The 17,692-nt window shown below is 71.2% G+C and carries 12 protein-coding genes and 1 tRNA gene; 8 read left to right on the top strand and 5 right to left on the bottom strand.

The window, feature by feature from the left end; all coding sequences use genetic code 11:
- Positions 1 to 6: 6 nt before the first annotated feature.
- Both GY170_RS16890 and tsaD read right to left on the bottom strand, forming a co-directional pair.
- Complete coding sequence (locus tag GY170_RS16890; RefSeq protein WP_163895787.1) at positions 7 to 966, bottom strand: NAD(P)H-dependent glycerol-3-phosphate dehydrogenase; 960 nt, start codon at positions 964 to 966, stop codon at positions 7 to 9.
- Positions 963 to 2,057 (bottom strand): tRNA (adenosine(37)-N6)-threonylcarbamoyltransferase complex transferase subunit TsaD, encoded by a 1,095-nt coding sequence (tsaD, locus tag GY170_RS16885; RefSeq protein WP_163895785.1) that lies wholly within the window; start codon positions 2,055 to 2,057, stop codon positions 963 to 965. Before tsaD ends, GY170_RS16890 begins: the two co-directional genes overlap by 4 nt.
- 176 nt (positions 2,058 to 2,233) lie before the next feature.
- Between tsaD and GY170_RS16880 the strand changes: the two genes are divergently transcribed.
- The 5 genes from GY170_RS16880 to GY170_RS16860 all read left to right on the top strand — a co-directional run bounded on the left by GY170_RS16880 (position 2,234) and on the right by GY170_RS16860 (position 9,185).
- Positions 2,234 to 2,923 carry a uroporphyrinogen-III synthase gene (locus GY170_RS16880; RefSeq protein WP_163895783.1) on the top strand — a complete coding sequence of 230 codons (690 nt, stop codon included), beginning with the start codon at positions 2,234 to 2,236 and terminating at the stop codon, positions 2,921 to 2,923.
- 109 nt (positions 2,924 to 3,032) lie between these two features.
- A complete protein-coding gene (locus tag GY170_RS16875; protein WP_163895781.1) occupies positions 3,033 to 4,766 on the top strand; it encodes a hypothetical protein in 1,734 nt (577 codons plus the stop codon).
- Positions 4,766 to 6,304 carry a heme biosynthesis protein HemY gene (locus GY170_RS16870; RefSeq protein WP_163896303.1) on the top strand — a complete coding sequence of 513 codons (1,539 nt, stop codon included), beginning with the start codon at positions 4,766 to 4,768 and terminating at the stop codon, positions 6,302 to 6,304. The genes GY170_RS16875 and GY170_RS16870 overlap by 1 nt, the downstream gene beginning before the upstream one ends.
- 147 nt (positions 6,305 to 6,451) lie before the next feature.
- The gene (locus GY170_RS16865; RefSeq protein ID WP_163895779.1) at positions 6,452 to 8,902 is read left to right on the top strand and encodes a M10 family metallopeptidase C-terminal domain-containing protein; all 2,451 of its coding nucleotides are present in this window, start codon (positions 6,452 to 6,454) and stop codon (positions 8,900 to 8,902) included.
- A gap of 207 nt (positions 8,903 to 9,109) precedes the next feature.
- A tRNA-Thr gene (locus GY170_RS16860) sits at positions 9,110 to 9,185 on the top strand.
- A 93-nt stretch (positions 9,186 to 9,278) separates the two neighbouring features.
- Here GY170_RS16860 and GY170_RS16855 read toward each other — a convergent pair.
- Positions 9,279 to 10,301 (bottom strand): hypothetical protein, encoded by a 1,023-nt coding sequence (locus GY170_RS16855; RefSeq protein ID WP_167803332.1) that lies wholly within the window; start codon positions 10,299 to 10,301, stop codon positions 9,279 to 9,281.
- A gap of 402 nt (positions 10,302 to 10,703) precedes the next feature.
- On the opposite strand from GY170_RS16855, the gene GY170_RS18575 reads away from it, so the two are divergent.
- Positions 10,704 to 11,966, top strand: a complete 1,263-nt coding sequence (locus GY170_RS18575; RefSeq protein ID WP_235937860.1) for a hypothetical protein — start codon at positions 10,704 to 10,706, stop codon at positions 11,964 to 11,966.
- A complete protein-coding gene (locus GY170_RS16850; RefSeq protein WP_328801326.1) occupies positions 11,852 to 14,278 on the top strand; it encodes a calcium-binding protein in 2,427 nt (808 codons plus the stop codon). The genes GY170_RS18575 and GY170_RS16850 overlap by 115 nt, the downstream gene beginning before the upstream one ends.
- 25 nt (positions 14,279 to 14,303) lie before the next feature.
- Here GY170_RS16850 and GY170_RS16845 read toward each other — a convergent pair whose 3' ends face one another.
- Together GY170_RS16845 and GY170_RS16840 are read right to left on the bottom strand one after the other, a co-directional pair.
- A complete protein-coding gene (locus GY170_RS16845) occupies positions 14,304 to 14,960 on the bottom strand; it encodes an ABC transporter ATP-binding protein (protein ID WP_163895773.1) in 657 nt (218 codons plus the stop codon).
- A 19-nt stretch (positions 14,961 to 14,979) separates the two neighbouring features.
- Positions 14,980 to 16,617 (bottom strand): KpsE/RkpR family capsule polysaccharide export protein, encoded by a 1,638-nt coding sequence (locus GY170_RS16840; RefSeq protein WP_203531363.1) that lies wholly within the window; start codon positions 16,615 to 16,617, stop codon positions 14,980 to 14,982.
- 115 nt (positions 16,618 to 16,732) lie between these two features.
- On the opposite strand from GY170_RS16840, the gene GY170_RS16835 reads away from it, so the two are divergent.
- Positions 16,733 to 17,668 carry a glycosyltransferase gene (locus GY170_RS16835; protein WP_163895771.1) on the top strand — a complete coding sequence of 312 codons (936 nt, stop codon included), beginning with the start codon at positions 16,733 to 16,735 and terminating at the stop codon, positions 17,666 to 17,668.
- Positions 17,669 to 17,692 lie beyond the last annotated feature (24 nt).

Raw genomic sequence — 17,692 nt, 5'->3', positions numbered from 1 at the left:
GTGTCGTCATTCCTCTTTCAGCGGTCGGGAGAGCAGCCCCGCCAGCACGTCAGACACCTCCGCCTCGCCGGCGACGAGCGCGGCGACGGCGGCGGTGATCGGCAGATCCACCCCGATGCGGCGGGAGAGCGCCAGAGCGGCGCCGGCGGTGGCGGCGCCCTCCACCGTGACGCTCGGGTCGAAGGTCTCACGGGCGCCGATGGCGAGCCCGTAGCGGTAGTTGCGCGAGCCTGGCGAGGTGGCGGTGAGCACGAGGTCGCCGAAGCCGGAGAGGCCCGCCAGCGTCTCCGCCCGGGCGCCGAGGGCGAGGGCGAGGCGCTGCATCTCGGCGAAGCCGCGGGTGAGCAGGGCGGCGCGGGCGCTCTCCCCCAGCTCGGCGCCCATGGCGGCGCCGCAGGCGATGGCCATGACGTTCTTGAGCGCCCCGCCGAGCTCCGCCCCCGTGACGTCGGTGGAGCGGTAGAGGCGCAGGTTCGGCGTCGACAGGCTGTGCTGCAGATGCTCCGAGCAGGTCTCGTCGGCGCAGGCGAGCGTGAGGGCCGTCGGCAGCCCCTTGGCGATGTCGGCGGCGAAGGAGGGGCCGGTGAGCACGGCGGCGGGCGTGCCGGGGAAGGCATCCTCGATCAGCGCCGTGGGGCCGGTGACGGTGGCGAGGTCGATCCCCTTGGCGCAGGCGACGAGGGGGCTGCCGGCGAGCATCGGCGCCTCGGCGAGGAAGGGGCGGAGGGCCTGAGCGGGCACGGCGAGGAGCACCGCCTCCGCCCCCGCCAGATCGTCCAGCGAGGAGGTGAGGCGCACGCCCTCGGGCAGCTCGGCCTGAGGCAGGCGGGCGGTGCGGCGGGTGCGGGAGGCCTCCTCGATGGCGGCGGGATCGCGGCCCCAGAGGATCACCTCGCGCCCGGCGAGCGCCTCGGCGATGGCGAGCGCGGTCCCGAAGGCCCCGGCGCCGGCGACAGCAATGGTCATGCCTTGGCTCCTTTCTTGCCCGAGCCGATCATCGGCGCGGCGCCTTCGTCCAGCGGCCAGCGCGGCCGGGCGGAGAGGGTTAGATCGTCGGTGAGGCCCAGCGACAGGCGCAGGGCGCCGGCATAGGCGATCATCGCGGCATTGTCGGTGCAGAGCTTCAGCGGCGGCGCGGCGAAGCGGGCGCCGGCCTGGGCGGCCGCCTCTTCCAGCGCCGAGCGGATGGCGCCGTTGGCGGCGACGCCGCCGGCGACGGCGAGGGCCGGGGCGGCCGGCGCCTCCTCCATGTAGAGGCGCAGGGCACGGGTGGCCTTGGCGGAGAGGATCTCCGCCACCGCGGTCTGGAAGCCGGCGGAGAGGTCGGCCACATCCTGCGCCGTCAGCCCGCCCTGCGCCTCCACCAGTCGGTCGCGGGCGCGGAGGAGGGCGGTCTTGAGGCCGGAGAAGCTCATGTCGCAGCCGGGCCTGTCGAGCAGCGGGCGGGGCAGGGAGAAGCGGGCGGCGTCGCCGGTGGCGGCCGCCGCCTCCACCGCCGGGCCGCCGGGCTGGGGCAGGCCGAGGAGGCGGGCGGCCTTGTCGAAGGCCTCGCCGGGCGCGTCGTCGATGGTGCCGCCAAGGCGAGAGAACTCCGTCGCCGAGCGCACGACGAGGAACTGGCAATGCCCGCCGGAGACGAGGAGCATCAGGTAGGGGAAGGCCAGCCCGTCCGTCAGCCGCGGCGTCAGCGCATGGCCGGCGAGGTGGTTGACGCCGACGAGCGGCTTGCCCGTCGCCGCCGCCAGCCCCTTGGCGAGCATGACGCCGGAGAGCACGCCGCCGATCAGCCCCGGCCCGGCGGTGACGGCGATGCCGTCCACCTCCGCGAGGCGCAGGCCCGCCTCCGCCAGCGCCGCCTCGACGGCGAGGTCCAGCTTTTCGGCATGGGCACGGGCGGCGATCTCTGGCACGACGCCCCCGAAGGCGGCATGCAGCTCCTCCTGCCCCATGACGATGGAGGAGAGGACCTCTCCCCGCTCGCCATCGAGGCACACCAGGGCCGCGGCGCTGTCATCGCAGCTCGATTCGATGCCCAGGAGGGTGAGGACCTTGGCCATGCGCGTGCGTTCCGCCCCCGTTGCAGCTTTGCCTGTGGGAGGTAACATCGGGGCCGGTTGCGAACAATGGCGCCATCCGAGGGAGGAGACCCGGTGACAAGAGCCGTGCCACGCGCCGAAAGGCGCGAGACGCGCTGCGCGGAGGTTGTGAGGTGAGTGGTGCAATGAGCCCGGCCATGAGCGGGGCGACGGGCCGGCCGTGGCTGATCGTCACCCGGCCGACGCCCTCGGCGGAGCGCTTCCTCGAGGAGCTGGGGGAGGTGGCCGCCGATTCGCTGGTCTCGCCGATCCTCGCCATCCTGCGCCGGCCCTTCGCGCTGCCGGAACCGCCGCCCGAGGGGCTGATCCTCACCTCCGAGAACGCCGCCTTCGCCATCGCCTGCCTCCCGCCGGGCCTGCCCGTCTGGTGCGTCGGCCACCGCTCGGCGGAGGCGGCGCGGGCGGCGGGGGCCAAGCCCGTCTTCGTGGCCGAGACGGCGGAGAGGCTCGTGGCGGTGATGGCCGACCATCCGCGAGACGTGCGCCTGCTGCACCTGCGCGGCGCCCACGCCCGGGGTGACGTGGCCAAGCGGGTGGGGGCGGAGGAGCGGATCGTCTACGTGCAGGAGCCGCGGCCGCTGACCGCCGAGGCGCGGGCGGCGCTGGCGGGCGAGCGCCCCGTCATCCTGCCGCTCTTCTCGCCCCGCTCGGCGGCGCTGCTGGCAAAGGAGGTGGCGGAGGTGCGCGCCCCCCTCTCCATCGTCGCCATGAGCGCCGAGGTGGCGGCGGCGGCACGCCCGCTCCCCGCGCGGAGGGTCGAGCTGGCGGAAAGCCCCACCGGGCGGGAGATGCGGGCCGCCGTTCACCGCCTGATCCGCAGGCTTTGACGCCCCCGGGGGAGATTGCGGCAGCGCGGCGCTTGAGGAGGGCGGGCATGCGGACTAGGTTTTCCCGGTAGAGCGCCCACAAAGGGCGCGCAGCGGGAAGGGGCGACGCGTGGCAAGATCGACGAAGAGCCGATCATCGAAGACGGGGACGCCGCGCTCCGGCACCAGAACCGACGAGATCGAAGACGCGGAGATCGTCTCCGGGCAGACCGCCGAGGGCGAGCCTGAGACGTCGCCGGAGGAGGTGCCGGACGCACCGCCGTCCGAAGCGCCGGACCTCGACCCGGACAGCCTGCCGGACACCCCGCCGGAGGAAGTGCCGGCCGAGGAGACCCCGCTGGAGATCCCCGAAGACCCCGCCACGCCGGGCAGCGTGCCGGAGGAGACGACGAGGACGCCCAGCGAACTGCCGCCCGAACCCTCCGAGCTGCCGCCGGGCGAGACCCCGGCCGGCGAGGGCGAGGTGCCGGGCACGACGCCCGACGAGATGCCCCCGCAGGAGGATGACGCCCGCGCCATCGCCGAGCGCGCCGCGCTGGCCGACTGGGGCCGCCCGCTGCCCGACGAGATGATCGCCGAGGCGGAGCAGGAGCCCGAGGCCGACGAAGCTGATCCGGTGGCTCCCGCTCCCGTCGCCGCTGCGGCCCCCGAAGATGACCCGGCCGACGCGCCGAAGGACGAGGCGAGCGCGCCCGAAGCCTCCGGCCCCGCTGCCGCCACCACGCCTCCCCCCGCCGGCGACCCGCCGCCGGGTGCGGCCGTGCCTCCTGCCCGCAGTGATCGGCCGGATGAGCCGCCGCGGCGTCGCGGTGGCTTCGTGCCGGCGCTCCTCGGCGGCGTGATCGCGGCCGGGCTGGGCTACGGCGCGCATTGGTACCTCACCGAACAGCAGGCGCTGGAAGATGACGGCGGCGACGAGATTGCCGCCCTCCAGGCCGAGATCGCGGCCCTCGAGACCCGCCTCGACGAGCTGCCCGAGCCCGCCGCCGCCCCCGATGTGTCGGCCGAGCTGGCGCCCTTGCAGGAGAGCGTCGGCACGCTGGAGAGCGAGCTGGAGAGCCTTCGCAGCGATCTCTCCGATCAGGTGACGGGGCTGGAGGAGCAGCTGACGCAGATCGAGCGCGCGCCCTCCGCCGACGGCACGCTGACGCAGACGGCCCTCGACGCCTGGCAACAGGAGCTGGACGCGGTGCGCGAGGAGATGGCCGCCCAGCAGGAGCGCATCGGCTCCCTCGCCGACGAGGCCGCCGCGCGCATGCAGGCGGCGGAGCAGCAGGCCGCGGACGTGCAGGCCGCCGCCGAGGCCGCCAGTCAGGAGGCCGCCTTCCGGGCCACCGCCCTTGCCGGGCTTGCCCGTATCCAGGCGGCGCTGGAATCCGGCGCGCCCTACGAGCAGGCGCTGGCCGAGTTCTCCGGCGCCTATGACGGCGAGATCCCCGCCGCGGTGCAGCAGGGGGCGCCCGAGGGCGTGCCGACGCTCGCCGCCCTGCGCGAAACCTATCCCGAAGCGGCCCGCGCCGCGCTGGCCACGGCCCGCGCCGAGGGGCTGGCGGGTGAGGAGGGCGGGCGCCTGAGCGCCTTCTTCCGCACCCAGCTCTCCGTGCGCTCCACCGCGCCGCGCGAGGGCGACATGCCCGATGCCATCCTCTCCCGCGCCGAGGCGGCGCTGGCGCAGGGGCGGCTGAACGACGCGCTGGCCGAGCTGGAGGCGCTGCCCGAGGTGGCGCGCGCCGAGATGACAGACTGGCTGGCCGCCGCGGAGCTGCGCACCCGCGCCCTGGCCGGCGCCGAGGCGCTGGCCGCCGAGATCAACGCCGGCGAGACCGCCGGAGAAGGTGAATGATGCTCTGGTCCCTCGTCAAAATCCTCCTCTTCGTCGGTGTCGTCCTCGTCCTCACCTGGGCGGCCGTCCAGCTGATGGAGGTCTCGGGGCAGGCGGTGATCATGCTGCCGGGCATCGAGTTCACGCTGACGCCGCTGCAGATGGTGCTGGCGCTGCTGGTCTTCGCGCTGCTCGTCTGGCTGCTCTTCAAGATCATCGGGCTGCTCATCGCCTTCCTGCACTTCCTCAACGGGGACGAGACGGCGATCTCCCGCTACTTCAACCGCAACCGCGAGCGGCGCGGCTTTGCCGCGCTGGCCGACGGCATGGTCGCGCTCGCCTCCGGCGAGGGGCAGCTGGCGCTGACCAAGGCGCAGCGCGCCGAGCGGCTGCTGGAGCGGCCGGAGCTGACGAGCATCCTCGCCGCGCAGGCGGCGGAGATGGCGGGCGATCACAAGCGGGCGGAGGAGAGCTACAAGCGCCTCCTCGCCGATGAGCGCACGCGCTTCGTCGGCATCCGGGGCATCATGAAGCAGCGCCTCGCGGCCGGGGATTCCGAGACCGCGCTGAAGCTGGCGCAGAAGGCCTTCGAGCTGAAGCCCCGCCACGAGGAGGTGCAGGACACGCTGCTGCGCCTGCAGGCGGAAAGCCACGACTGGGCCGGCGCCCGCACGACGCTCGGTGCCAAGCTCAAGAGCGGCTCGCTGCCCCGCGATGTCTACAAGCGGCGCGACGCAGTGCTGGCGCTCTCGGAGGCGAAGGACGTCTTCTCCGACGAAAGCTCCATCGAGGCGCGCGAGGCCTCGATCGAGGCGAACCGCCAGTCGCCGGATCTGATCCCCGCCGCCGTCATGGCCGCGCGGGCCTATATCAAGGCCGACAACAAGCGCTACGCCACCCGCGTGCTGCGCAAGGCGTGGGAGGTGCATCCGCATCCCGACCTCGCCGCCGCCTTCGCCGAGATCGAGCCGGAGGAGACGCCGGCCAAGCGGCTCAAGCGCTTCACGGCGCTCACCAAGCACCAGACGCAGCACCCCGAGACGAAGATGCTGCTCGCCGAGCTCTACATCGCCGCCGAGGATTTCCCCGCCGCCCGCCGGGCGCTGGGCGACCTGCCGGAGACGGCGCCGACGGCGCGCAACCTCGCGCTCATGGCCTCCATCGAGCGGGGCGCCGGGGCGGATGACCGGGTGGTGCGCGGCTGGCTGACGAAGGCGCTCTCGGCGCCGCGCGGGCCACAATGGGTCTGCGACAAGTGCCATGCCATCCACGCGCAATGGGCGCCGATCTGCGACAATTGCGGGGGCTTCGACACCCTTTCGTGGACGACGCCGCCGCGGGAGGAGATCACCCTGCCCGGCAATGCCGACATGCTGCCGCTGATGACCGAGAGCCCCGAGGAGCGCGAGGCGCACAAGTCCGGCCCCGAGAGCGCGCTGGTCATCCGCGACGAGCATGGCGACCTCGACCCGGCCGCCGTGCCGCCGGGCTCCGAACCGGGGGAGAGTACCCGGCCGCAGGACAGGGGCGACGAGGCGCGCCAAGACAAACTCTCGTGAGTCTCGCCGAGACTGAGGTGGCTGCCGCAAAGTGGCCACCTTCGTAAACCTTTTGTTGACCGACGGACCGCAAGAAGGTGGTGTCGTTCTGCCGCCCCGTGCGGCGTGCACAATTGCACATCGTCGAGATGACAAAGGGAGAAGGCCGTGGCGCAAATTGACCACGATGAAATCGCGGACTACCTGGTGAACGGCTACTGGACGGACGTGGGCACCATCCCCCACGAGTTCCAGAACCCCGGCAACGTCATCACCTATGATGCGTCGGGGATCAGCAGCGACGGGCGGGAGCTGGCAGTCGCGGCGCTCGAGGCCTGGTCGATCTACGCGGATCTGACCTTCCGCGCCTCCGGCAACGGTGAGCTCGTCTTCTCCAACGCCAGCTCCGGTGCGGTGACCAACGCCACCTTCACCACCGGTGGCGCCATCCAGAGTGCCGTCGTCAACATCTCCAGCAGCTTCACCCAGAACAACGGCCCCGCGATCGGGAAGTACAGCTTCCAGACCTACATGCACGAGATCGGCCACGCCCTCGGACTCGGCCACCCGGGCAATTACGACGCCTCGGCGAGCTACGGGCAGGATGCGAAGTTCCGCTTCGACTCCTGGCAGACGACGCTGATGTCCTACTTCCCGCAGTCGGAGAACCCGAACACCGACGCCAGCCACGCTGCAACGGTCACCCCGATGATCGCCGACATCCTCGCGATGCAGGCGATCTACGGCGAGACGGTCGGCGGCCCCACGGCTGGGAATACGACCTATGGCGTGGGCGCCAACACGGGCACCTACCTCGATGACTTCTTCGCCCATGTCGCCGGTTCGCCGACGTACAACGCCTTCGCCATCTACGACGAGAGCGGGCACGATCACATCAACTTCGCCGACGACACGCGGGATCAGCGGGTCGACCTGACGCCGGGCGCCTACTCCGACGTCTACGGCCTCACCGGCAACATGGGGATCGTCCCCGGCACGGTCATCGAGGATTACACCGGCGGCTCCGGCCATGACGACATCACCGCCAACAACGTCGCCAACTCTCTCACCGGCGGCGCGGGCAACGACACCATCCGTGGCCTCGGCGCCGCCGACTGGATCGATGCCGGCTCCGGCGATGACCGGGTCTTTGGCGGCGATGCTGCCGACGAGATCTACGGCGGCACCGGCGCTGACGCCCTCTACGGCGAGCAGGGCGACGACACGCTGAACGGCGATTGGGGCAACGACTACCTCGATGGCGGCGAGGGAGAGGACTTCCTCTACGGCGGTGACGGCAGTGATGTGCTCCGCGGCGGGGCGCTTGTCGACATGCTCTATGGCGGCACCGGCATGGACCAGCTCTTCGGTGACGGCGGGTCGGACATCCTGCGCGGCGAGGGTGGCGACGATTCGCTCTTCGGCGGTGCCGGGATCGACAGCCTCTTCGGCGGCGCCGGCAATGACATGATCGACGGCGGCACCGATCGCGGGCTGATCTTTGGCGAAAACGGCGACGACAAGCTGTTCGGCGGCGACGACCATGACCGCATCTATGGCGGCAACGGCGCCGATACGCTCGTCGGCGCGGATGGCCGCGACCAGATGGAAGGCGGCGACGGGGCCGACGAGCTGAAGGGCCAGAACGACTTCGACACGCTGGTCGGCGGCACCGGGGACGACAAGCTCTTCGGCGATGGCGGCAACGACTTCCTCTTCGGGGGTGCCGATTCCGACATCCTGAGCGGCGGCACGGCCAATGACCGGCTCGAGGGGGGCGACGGTGTCGACTCCGTCAACGGTGACGGCGGCGATGACAGCCTCTTCGGGGATGGCGGCGACGACTTCCTCTTCGGCGGCCACGGCAACGACAACGTGCTCGGCGGCGCCGGGGACGACCGGGCCAACGGCATCAGCGGCGACGACACGCTGCGCGGCGGGCCGGGGCACGACTACCTCAAGGGCGGGGCCGACGACGACCTGCTCGATGGCGGTGGCGGCATCGACTCCCTCTACGGCGACTCGGGCAACGACTCGCTGCTCGGCAATGACGGCACCGACTACCTCAACGGCGGTTCCGGCAACGACGAGATCGGCGGCGGCGCCCATGACGACTCGCTCTACGGCGGGCGGGGCGACGACTCGCTCTACGGCTCCGACGGGAACGACATCCTCGTGGGTGCCGACGGCGACGATTACATGCTCGGCGGGCTCGACAACGACATCATGCGCGGCGGCAACGACGACGACAGGATGGACGGCCAGTCGGGTGACGACGAGATCTACGGCCAGAACGGTCAGGACACGCTCGAAGGCAAGAACGGCAACGACATCCTCAACGGTGGCGCGGGAGACGATATCCTCTACGGCGGCAACGGGGCGGATTCGTTCATCTACGCCGACAACGGCACGGACGTGATCTACGACTTCCAGGACGATATCGACACGATCTACATCGCCACCGGCAGCCTGCCGGACGGTGTCTCCTCCGTCGACGATCTGCTGGATCAGGCCGTGGTGCTCGATAGCGGGACGTATATCGCGCTGGAGAACGGCAGCCTCGGCCTCGTCGGGGTGTTCGACCCGGACAGTCTGCGCGACGACATGGTGTTCGTCTAAGGGCAAGCGGCCGGGCGGCGCTGCCCGCCCGGCCCCTCCACTTCCCGGGGAGGCGGCGCAAATTGCGCTTTCCCCCTGCGGGCGGCGATGTTATGAGCCGCCCGCACGACCGGCGCCACCCCGCCGCAAGCCGCCCAACAGGGCCGGCGAGACGGGGAGGGAACCGGGCGGGAGCTGAAAATCCGGTGCCACCTCAGGCGCCGGGACGCCGGTGTAGCTCAGTTGGTAGAGCACGTCATTCGTAATGATGGGGTCGGGGGTTCGAGTCCCTTCACCGGCACCAGCTCCCCCGCCTGCAAGGGCCGCAATTCCTGAAATCCCGAGAGGTTGGCCCGGGCGGGCGCGCCGGGCGCCTGCCACGAGCCCATGCCTTTTGTCAGGCGTCGTCCTTGTAGGTGACGAAGTCCGTCTCGCGCGGGCGCGGGTGCATCAGGCCGAGCTCGGGATCCCAGTGGTGCCGGCCCTCCACGTCCACCGGGTTGCGCCAGGCGCGGAAGAGGCCCTTCGGCTCCGGCCAGTCCAGCGGGCCGACCTCCGCCTCGGTGGCCCGCACGGCGGCGGCCCAGCTGGTGGCGGTCGCCGCGGCGTGGCGCTGCGAGGGGGCGGCCCACGGGGCGCCCGGCCAGCCGGCATCCCAGCGCTTCAGCGCCAGGCAGATGCGCTTGCTCAGGGCCATACCGGGCGAGGCCCTGTCCTTCTTCACCAGCTCCGGCAGCTTGCGGGAGGAGACGATGGCCGAGAGGAAGGCGGCGAGCGTGCCGGGGTTGCACTCCGGCTGGCTGATCGCCCAGAGCACGGTCTTCAGCTGGTCGCCGTCGTCGAGGTCGATCTCCGTGGCGATGGCATGCCAGAGCGCCGGGTCCGCCTCTGCCTGGTCGAGGACGAAGCCGAGCAGCCCGTGAGAGCCGGGATTGACGTGCCCGGCCTCCTCCCAGTGCTGCAGGGCGAGGTCATAGGCGTGCCGCTCGTGCACGTAGCGGGCGCGGGCGGAGGCGATCTCCTCCGCCGTGCGGCGCAGCTGGCGGATGGGGGCGGGCTCGCGGAGCTGTGCCAGCGCCGCCTCCGCCTCGTCCGCCGGGGCGGTCACGCCCTGCAGCACCAGCCAGAGCGACACGATGGCCGGATCGCCCAGAGCCTCGATGTCGGGCGGGCCATTGCGGCCGAGGTGCTTGCGGATGCCGCCGCGGACGATGTTGGCGACGAAAAGCTCGACGGGCACGGGCCCCTCGCTGAAATCGCCGTAATCGGGCAGGCGCACCCGCTCCACCAGTTCGGCGACGATGGCGCAGCGCGGCGGGGTGCTGCCCTCGCCCGGGCGGCGGCCCCGGCGGGCATCCACGCCCGTGCCACGCCAGTAGCGGCGCTGCATCTCGTGCCGGTGCCAGAGCGCGACGGGCACGGCGGCCGCGGCGAGCAAAAGCAGCCAGACTGCGAGTGAGCCGGGGGGCGAACCGCCCCCGGCCAGAAGAGCCGCACTGAAAACCGCTGCAGCCACGGCGGCCAAGACCGCGGCAGCAAGAGACCCTCTATCGAACCGCCGCATTCTGCCGGCCGAGCCCATCCCGTCTCTCCCAAATTGGCTTCAAAATAATGAATCCTGCTGAATTGTGTCTGAGAGTTGGCGAAGATATGGCCAACTCGATGACCTTTCGGTGACGTTAAAGCGGCGTCCCGGCTTTTCCTAAAAGCCTGTGAAAAGTCGAATGAATGGTCGCTGGCTGGCCATATTTCATTAGGTCTCCTTTCGAAGCTCCTGCCCGATACCCGCCCCGGGTGAACGTGAGTTTGGTGGGGGCGGGCAGTGGCAATTGTGGCGGTGGACCGGGTCGCGTGGCTGCCCGGCGGGGCGGCTCAGCCGGAGCTGGCGGGCGTGACCGATCTCTGGGTGGAGACGGGGCCGGAGGGGCCGATCCTCTACACGGTGAGCGAGCAGGGCCGCGCTGTCAGCACATGGCTGGCGAAGGATGGGGCCTTCACAGCGGTCGACAAGGCCAGCCTGCCGGCCAGCTACACGCCTGGCGTCGATGCCTCGGTGACGGTGGTGGAGGTGGCGGGGATGGAGCTCGTCTGCATCACCGGGCTGCAGGACGAGGGGGCGCGGCTCTACCGCACCGATGCGGCGGGCGAGATCTATTCCTTCCCCGGCGCCAACCCCTTCGCGGCCCTGCCGGACGATGTCTCCCACGCGACGCTGCTGGAGGTGGGCGGGCGGCTTTACGTCTACGGGCTGCGCCCCGGCTGCGACGCCATCTCGACATGGGAGGTGACGCCCTCGGGCGCCCTCTCCGCCGTCTCGCTGCCGGCGCCGGAACGCAACGCCGCCACCGGGCCGGGCCTCGCCGATGTCGCCGCCCTGCACATGCACGGCGCCGACTGGCTGGTGGGGGCGAGCAGCAACCTCGATGCGATGGTGCTCTTCCGCATCGGCGCCGACGGCGTGCCGGAGGAGACGGGGCGGGTGTGGAACCTCACCGGCGTCGGGCTGGAGAGCCCCTCGACCATCGTGACTGCCGAGATCGGCGGGCATGGCTATGCCGTCATGGGCTCCTGCGTGACGTCCACGCTGACGGTGGCGGAGATCATGCCCGACGGCGCGCTGCGGGTGACGGACCATGTGCTCGACAGCCGCGACACGCGCTTCCAGTGGGTCTCGACGCTGGAGGCGATCGAGATCGGCGGGCGCGTCTACATCGTCGCCGCCGGCGGGGATGACGGGATCACGCTGATGGAGCTGCTGCCCGGCGGGCGGCTGCTGACGCTGGCGGTGCTGGAGGACCAGCTCGACACGGGCCTCTTCTGCATCTCCGACGTCGCGCTGAGCGAGGCGGCGGATGGCGGCATCGACATCTTCGTCTCCTCGGGGCTGGAGCCGGGGCTGACATGGCTGCATGCCGATCTGCCGAGTGCCGGGCGCAGCGAGGCCGCGGCGGCGCCGGCAACGACATCCTCATCGACGGGGCCGGGGCCGACACGCTCGACGGCGGCAGCGGCATGGATGTGTTCTTCCTCGAGGCGGACGACAGCATCGACACCATCCGCGGCTTCGAGCGCGGGCGCGACATGATCGACCTCTCCGCATGGACCTTCCTGCGCACGGCCGGCCAGCTGACCATCCAGGAGCGCAGCTGGGGGGCGGAGATCCGCTTCGGCAACGAGATCCTGCGCATCTACACCGCCGATGGCCGGCCGCTGACGGCGGCGGAGATCGAGGCGATGGATCTGGTGCCGCTGGAGCGGCTCATGCCCTCATGGGTGCCGGAGCTGGTGCCGCCGAAGACCATCCTCGGTACCGCCGGGGATGACGAGCTCTATGGCGACGAGGCCGGCGATACCGTCGATGGCGGCGCCGGCAACGACCGGCTGCACGGGCTGGAGGGCGGCGACAGCATGTTCGGCGGCGCCGGGGATGACCGGCTCTATGGCGGCGAGGGCAGCGACTGGATGGAGGGCGGCGACGGCGACGATGTCTTCGACGGCGGCGAGGGGCACGACGTGGCGCTCGGCGGAAGCGGCAACGACAGCGCCTTCGGCGGCGCCGGCAACGACCAGCTTAGCGGCGACGCGGGGCCGGACGTTCTGAGCGGCGGCGGCGGCGACGATTCGCTCGATGGCGGCAGCGGGGCGGATCAGCTCCTCGGCGGCAGCGGCGACGACCGCCTCTCCGGCGGTTCGGGCGCCGATACGCTGCAGGGCGAGTCGGGGGACGATTATCTGCGCGGCGGCGACGGAGAGGACGTGCTGCAGGGCGGCAGCGGCAATGACGAGCTGACGGGTGAGAACCAGAACGACCGGCTTTACGGAGCCGAGGGGCACGACATCCTCCGCGGCGGGGCCGGCACCGACACGCTGCAGGGCGACGCGGGCAACGACCAGCTCTCCGGCGGTGACGGGGACGACCTGCTCTATGGCGGCGCCGGCCATGACATCCTCTCCGGCGATGACGGCGACGACCGGCTCCAGGGGGCAGATGGCCACGATTCCCTCAATGGCGGGGCGGGGGAAGACACGCTGATCGGCGGGGCGCATGACGATGTGCTCTTCGGCGGCAGCGGCGACGACCTCCTCAAGGGCGATGCCGGGCAGGACGCGCTGAACGGCGGCGGCGGCAACGACACCTTGCAGGGCGGAGGCGGGCATGACGTGCTGGCCGGCAAGGAGGGGCACGACCTCCTGCAGGGGGAGGACGGGCACGACACGCTCTTCGGCGACGGGGGGCATGACGAGCTTCACGGGCAGAACGGCGACGACCGGCTGGACGGCGGCAGCGGGCACGACCTGCTGCACGGGCAGGACGGCAACGACTGGCTGGCGGGCGGCGACCAGAACGACCAGCTCTACGGCGGCAACCACCATGACATTCTCTACGGCGGCGCCCATCACGACATGCTCAAGGGCGGCGGCGGCCGCGACAGCCTGTATGGCGACGCGGGGATGGACACGCTCTATGGCGGCGCCCACCACGACTGGCTCGACGGCGGCCAGCACCGCGACCAGCTCTTCGGCGAGGACGGCAACGACAAGCTCTATGGCGGGCATGACCATGACACGCTGAAGGGCGGGCAGGGCAACGACCTGCTGGAGGGCGGCAACGGCTTCGACCGGCTCTATGGCGGCGGCGGCCGCGACCGGCTCAACGGCGGCGGCCAGAACGACTCGCTCTACGGCGGGGCGGGAGACGATTCGCTCACGGGCCTGCAGGGGCATGACCTGCTCTACGGCGACGACGGCAAGGACACCGTCGCCGGCCACGAGGGCAACGACCGCATCTGGGGCGGCAAGCACGACGACCGGCTGCTCGGCGGCTACGGCAACGACACGCTCTGGGGCGAGGCGGGCAACGACGTGATCGAGGCGGGAGACAGCCCCGACCTCGCCTATGGCGGCGCCGGCCATGACCACCTGATCGGCAACCGCGGCGACGACCGCCTCTTCGGCGGCGACGGGAATGACCTGATCCAGGCGGGCGAGAACAACGATGTCCTCTGGGGTGAGGCCGGCGCCGACACGCTGATGGGCGGGCAGGCGGATGACCGGCTCTTCGGCGGGGCGGGCCACGACGTGCTGGATGGCGGCAAGGGCCGGGACCGTCTCGCCGGCGGCGAGGGCAACGACCGGCTGACGGGCGGGGAGAAGGCGGATGTCTTCGTCTTCGAGCGCGGCCACGACGTGATCACCGATTTCACCGCCGGCACCGACACCATCGACATCGACCCGCGGCTGATGGGCGGCCGGACGCTCGGCGGGCAGGCGATCCTGAGCACTTACGGCCACCGGGAGGGCGGCGACACGGTGCTCGATTTCGGCAACGGCCACGTGCTCACCATCGAGGACATGACCGACTGGGCGGCGCTGCAGGGGGCGCTGGGGCTGATGTGAGGGCGCGGGGACGCGCCCGTCCCCATCAGTGGCGGGAGTTGAACATGTGCCGGTCGATGGCCTCGTCGAGGTCGTCGTAATAGGTCAGCTTGCCGCCCTCCAGCACCATGCCGGCGGTGCAGAGCTGCTTCACGCCGCCCATGGAGTGGCTGACGTAGATGGCGCCGCTGTCCTTCAGCCTGTCCTGGAAGACGGCCTCGGACTTGCGCTTGAAGGCGGCGTCGCCCACGGCCGTGATCTCGTCGAGCAGGTAGGTGTCGAACTTCAGGCCCATCGAGACGCCGAAGGACAGGCGCGCCTTCATCCCCGAGGAATAGGAGCGGATGGGCAGGTTGAAGTGCTTCCCCAGCTCGGCGAAGTCGCGGACATAGTCGATCAGCGCATCGGTATCGATGCCGTAGATCCGCGCCACGAAGCGCACGTTCTGCGAGCCCGTCATGTCCGGGTGGAAGGAGCCGGAGTAGCCGACGGGGAAGGAGATGGTGCCGTCCGACAGGATGTCCCCCGACGTCGGATCCGTGGTGCCGGCAATCATGCGCAGCAGCGTCGACTTGCCGGCGCCGTTGCGGCCGAGGAGGGCGATGCCGGTCTTCGACGGCAGGGTCATCGTCACGTCGTTCACCACCCGCTTGGTGGTGCCGTTCATGCGGTAGACCTTCGTCAGGTTGCGGAAGTGGATCATCGGCCGCAGCCCCGGCGCCTCAGCGCCGGTCCTTGAAGGCGTAGTAGGCGAGCGCGATGACCGCCCAGGCGAGGAAGGCGAAGAAGGCGACGAGCGCAAGGATCGTCATCCGCTGCGGGAATTCCGCCGTCTCCGCCAGCGTCGGGCGGACGTGGATGGCGAGGTAGCGGCTCTGGCGCTGCGATTCCGCCACCGCGGAATCGTAGGCGGCCCGGGCGGCAGTGTAGGATTGCTCGGCGAACTCACGCTCCACCGCCAGCCCCTCGTACTCGCCGATCAGGTCGGCGAAGAGTTCGGGGTTCTCGGCCGAGACGCCGCCGCCGAGGCCGAGCTTCGCCCGCTCCTCCGCGATGCGCAGCTGGATCACCTCGATCCGCCGCTCCGCCTGTTCGACGCGCGGGTCCGTCTCACCGGCCGTCTGGCGCAGCAGGTCGAGCTCGATCAGCGTGTTGGCCAGCTGCGACTGCAACTGGGAGAGGATGCCCATCTGGCTCTGGATGGAGGCCTCGGGATCGACGAGCTGGTGCTCGTTGCGGAAGCGGGTGAGCGCCTCGCGCGCTTCCTTCACCCGCTCCAGCGTCACTTCCAGCTCCTCGCGGGCGTAGCGCGTGGCGTCCTCCTGCGCGTCCTGCGAGAGGCGGTTGATCATGATCGAGCTCTCGGAGACGATCGTCTGCGATATGAGCTGGGCGTCCTCGGGCGTGAAGGCCTGCGCCTCGATGTTGAGGATGCCGGTGCCGCTGTCCTTGTAGACGTGCACCATCCGCTCCCAGTAGCTCACCAGATCCTCGATGGAGCCGGGGGCGTGGTAGACGAAGATCGGGTCCTGCTGGGCATCGGCCTTCGACCAGATGCCGCGCAGGTCGATCAGGTCGTCGATATGGGCGACCATCTCCTGGCTCTGCAGGTACTGGTGGAGGATGTCGACGTCGCTCGACGAGCCGCCCCCCAGCTCCGCCACGCCGCCGAGGAGCTCTATGGCCGACTTGATCTCCTGCGTGCGGATGGAGAGGCCGGCCTCGGAGGCGTAGCGATCGGTCGCCCGCTCCCACATGTACCAGGCGGTGGCCAGCGTCGGGATGGCGACGATGTAGAGGAAGGCGAAGACAAGCGCCCAGTGCCGCTTGCGCAGCTGGCTGCGCGCGGGGGCGGACTTGACGGAAGGCGCCTCGCCCTTGGCCTGGCCCTGCGGCTTGGCCGGCTGCGCCTGGGGCTTGGCCGGCTGTGGCTTGGCGGGCTGTGGCTTGGGAGGCTGGCCCTGCGGCTGCGCGGCCGGCTTGGCGGCCGGTTGCTGGCCCTGGGGTTGAGCGGCCTTGGCCTGCGCGGCGACCTGAGCGGCAATCCGCTCACGCTCGCGCTGGCGCATCTGCCGGCGGCGCTCCACCTCTTCGGGGCTGGGCTGCGGGCGGCCGTTCGGGCCGAGCTGCTGGCCGGCCTGACCGGCCGGGCGGGGCGTCGATTTGCCGGGGGCACCCTGCGCCGCGTGATCGCTGCCGCCGCCATGCATCCGCTCGGCCTTTTCGGCCTGGGCCTTGGCTATGGCGGCTTTGCGCTCGGCAAGAGAGAGGACCGACTTGTCCTCACGGGGCGTCTCGGCAGGCGAATCGTGGCCGTCGCTCTTGGCGCCGGGCCCGCCCTCATTGGGGTTGTGGGACAAACTGGCCTCTGCTCGCCGGTTGAATCTCTTGCCACCTTCCTACATAGAAACGCGCGCACTGACCAGAGCGCCGCACGCGGGCGGTCGGCACGATAAGGCCCGGAATCGAGTTCGAATGGCAGCGCCGCACATCCACATCCTGCTCTGCACGCATAACGGCGGCCCGCATCTGGCCGACCAGCTGGAGAGCTACGGCGCGCAGGCGCATGGCGACTGGTCGCTCTGGGTCTCCGACGATGCCTCGACGGACGACACCCGCGCCACCATCGCCCGCTTCGCCGATCGGCATCCCGGCCGGCAGGTGCGGCTCTTCGACGGGCCGGCGCTGGGGCCGGCGGCGAACTACCTGTCGCTGCTGCTGCGCCCCGAGATCCCGGACGGCTGGGTCGCCTTCTCCGATCAGGACGACGTCTGGCTGCCCCACAAGCTGAAGCACGGGCTGGCGGAGATGGGGGCGCGGGGCGCGCAGGTCTATGCGAGCCGGACGATCCTCACCGATGCGCACCTCACCCGCATCGGCCCCTCGGTGGTGCACCGGCGGGGGCCGAGCTTCTCCAACGCGCTGGTGCAGAACATCCTCGCCGGGAACACGCTGATCCTCGATCCCGACGCCTTCGCGCGGCTGCGCGCGATGACGGCGGCGGCGCTGCAGGAGGGGATCGACCCGCCGCATCACGATTGGTGGATCTACCTCGCGATGAGCGGCGCCGGGCTGCCGATCGTCAACGACATGCGTCCCGGCCTGCTCTACCGCCAGCACGCGACAAACTCGCTGGGCGCCCACCGGGGCCTGCGGGCCGGCACGGCACGGGCGACGCTGCTGAAGGATCGCCACTACGCCGGCTGGCTGGCGACGAACCTCGCCGCGCTCTCCGCCGCCTCGATGTACATGACGCCGCCGAACCGCACGCTGGCGGAGGCCTTCGGCGCCATGCGGCAGGTGAAGGGCGGCGCGGCTCGGCTGGCGGAGCTGCGCCGGCTCGGCCTGAAGCGGCAGAGCTGGCGGGGCGATCTGGTGCTGGCGGGACTGGCGCTCACGGGCCGGCTCTAGCGCCCCGGGCGGGGGACCCAATTC

The organism is Pseudoroseicyclus tamaricis (genome assembly GCF_012070395.1).
GTDB classification, from domain to species: Bacteria; Pseudomonadota; Alphaproteobacteria; order Rhodobacterales; family Rhodobacteraceae; genus Pseudoroseicyclus_A; species Pseudoroseicyclus_A tamaricis.
The sequence above is the reverse complement of the archived record's forward strand: the minus strand, read 5'-3'. Positions and strand labels throughout refer to the sequence as shown.

Coding starts and splice junctions, on each gene's coding strand:
- GY170_RS16890 (WP_163895787.1), bottom strand. CDS start 966: ATGACCATTGCTGTCGCCGGCGCCGGGGCCTTCGGGACCGCGCTCGCC.
- tsaD (WP_163895785.1), bottom strand. CDS start 2,057: ATGGCCAAGGTCCTCACCCTCCTGGGCATCGAATCGAGCTGCGATGAC.
- GY170_RS16880 (WP_163895783.1), top strand. CDS start 2,234: ATGAGCGGGGCGACGGGCCGGCCGTGGCTGATCGTCACCCGGCCGACG.
- GY170_RS16870 (WP_163896303.1), top strand. CDS start 4,766: ATGCTCTGGTCCCTCGTCAAAATCCTCCTCTTCGTCGGTGTCGTCCTC.
- GY170_RS16845 (WP_163895773.1), bottom strand. CDS start 14,960: ATGATCCACTTCCGCAACCTGACGAAGGTCTACCGCATGAACGGCACC.
- GY170_RS16835 (WP_163895771.1), top strand. CDS start 16,733: ATGGCAGCGCCGCACATCCACATCCTGCTCTGCACGCATAACGGCGGC.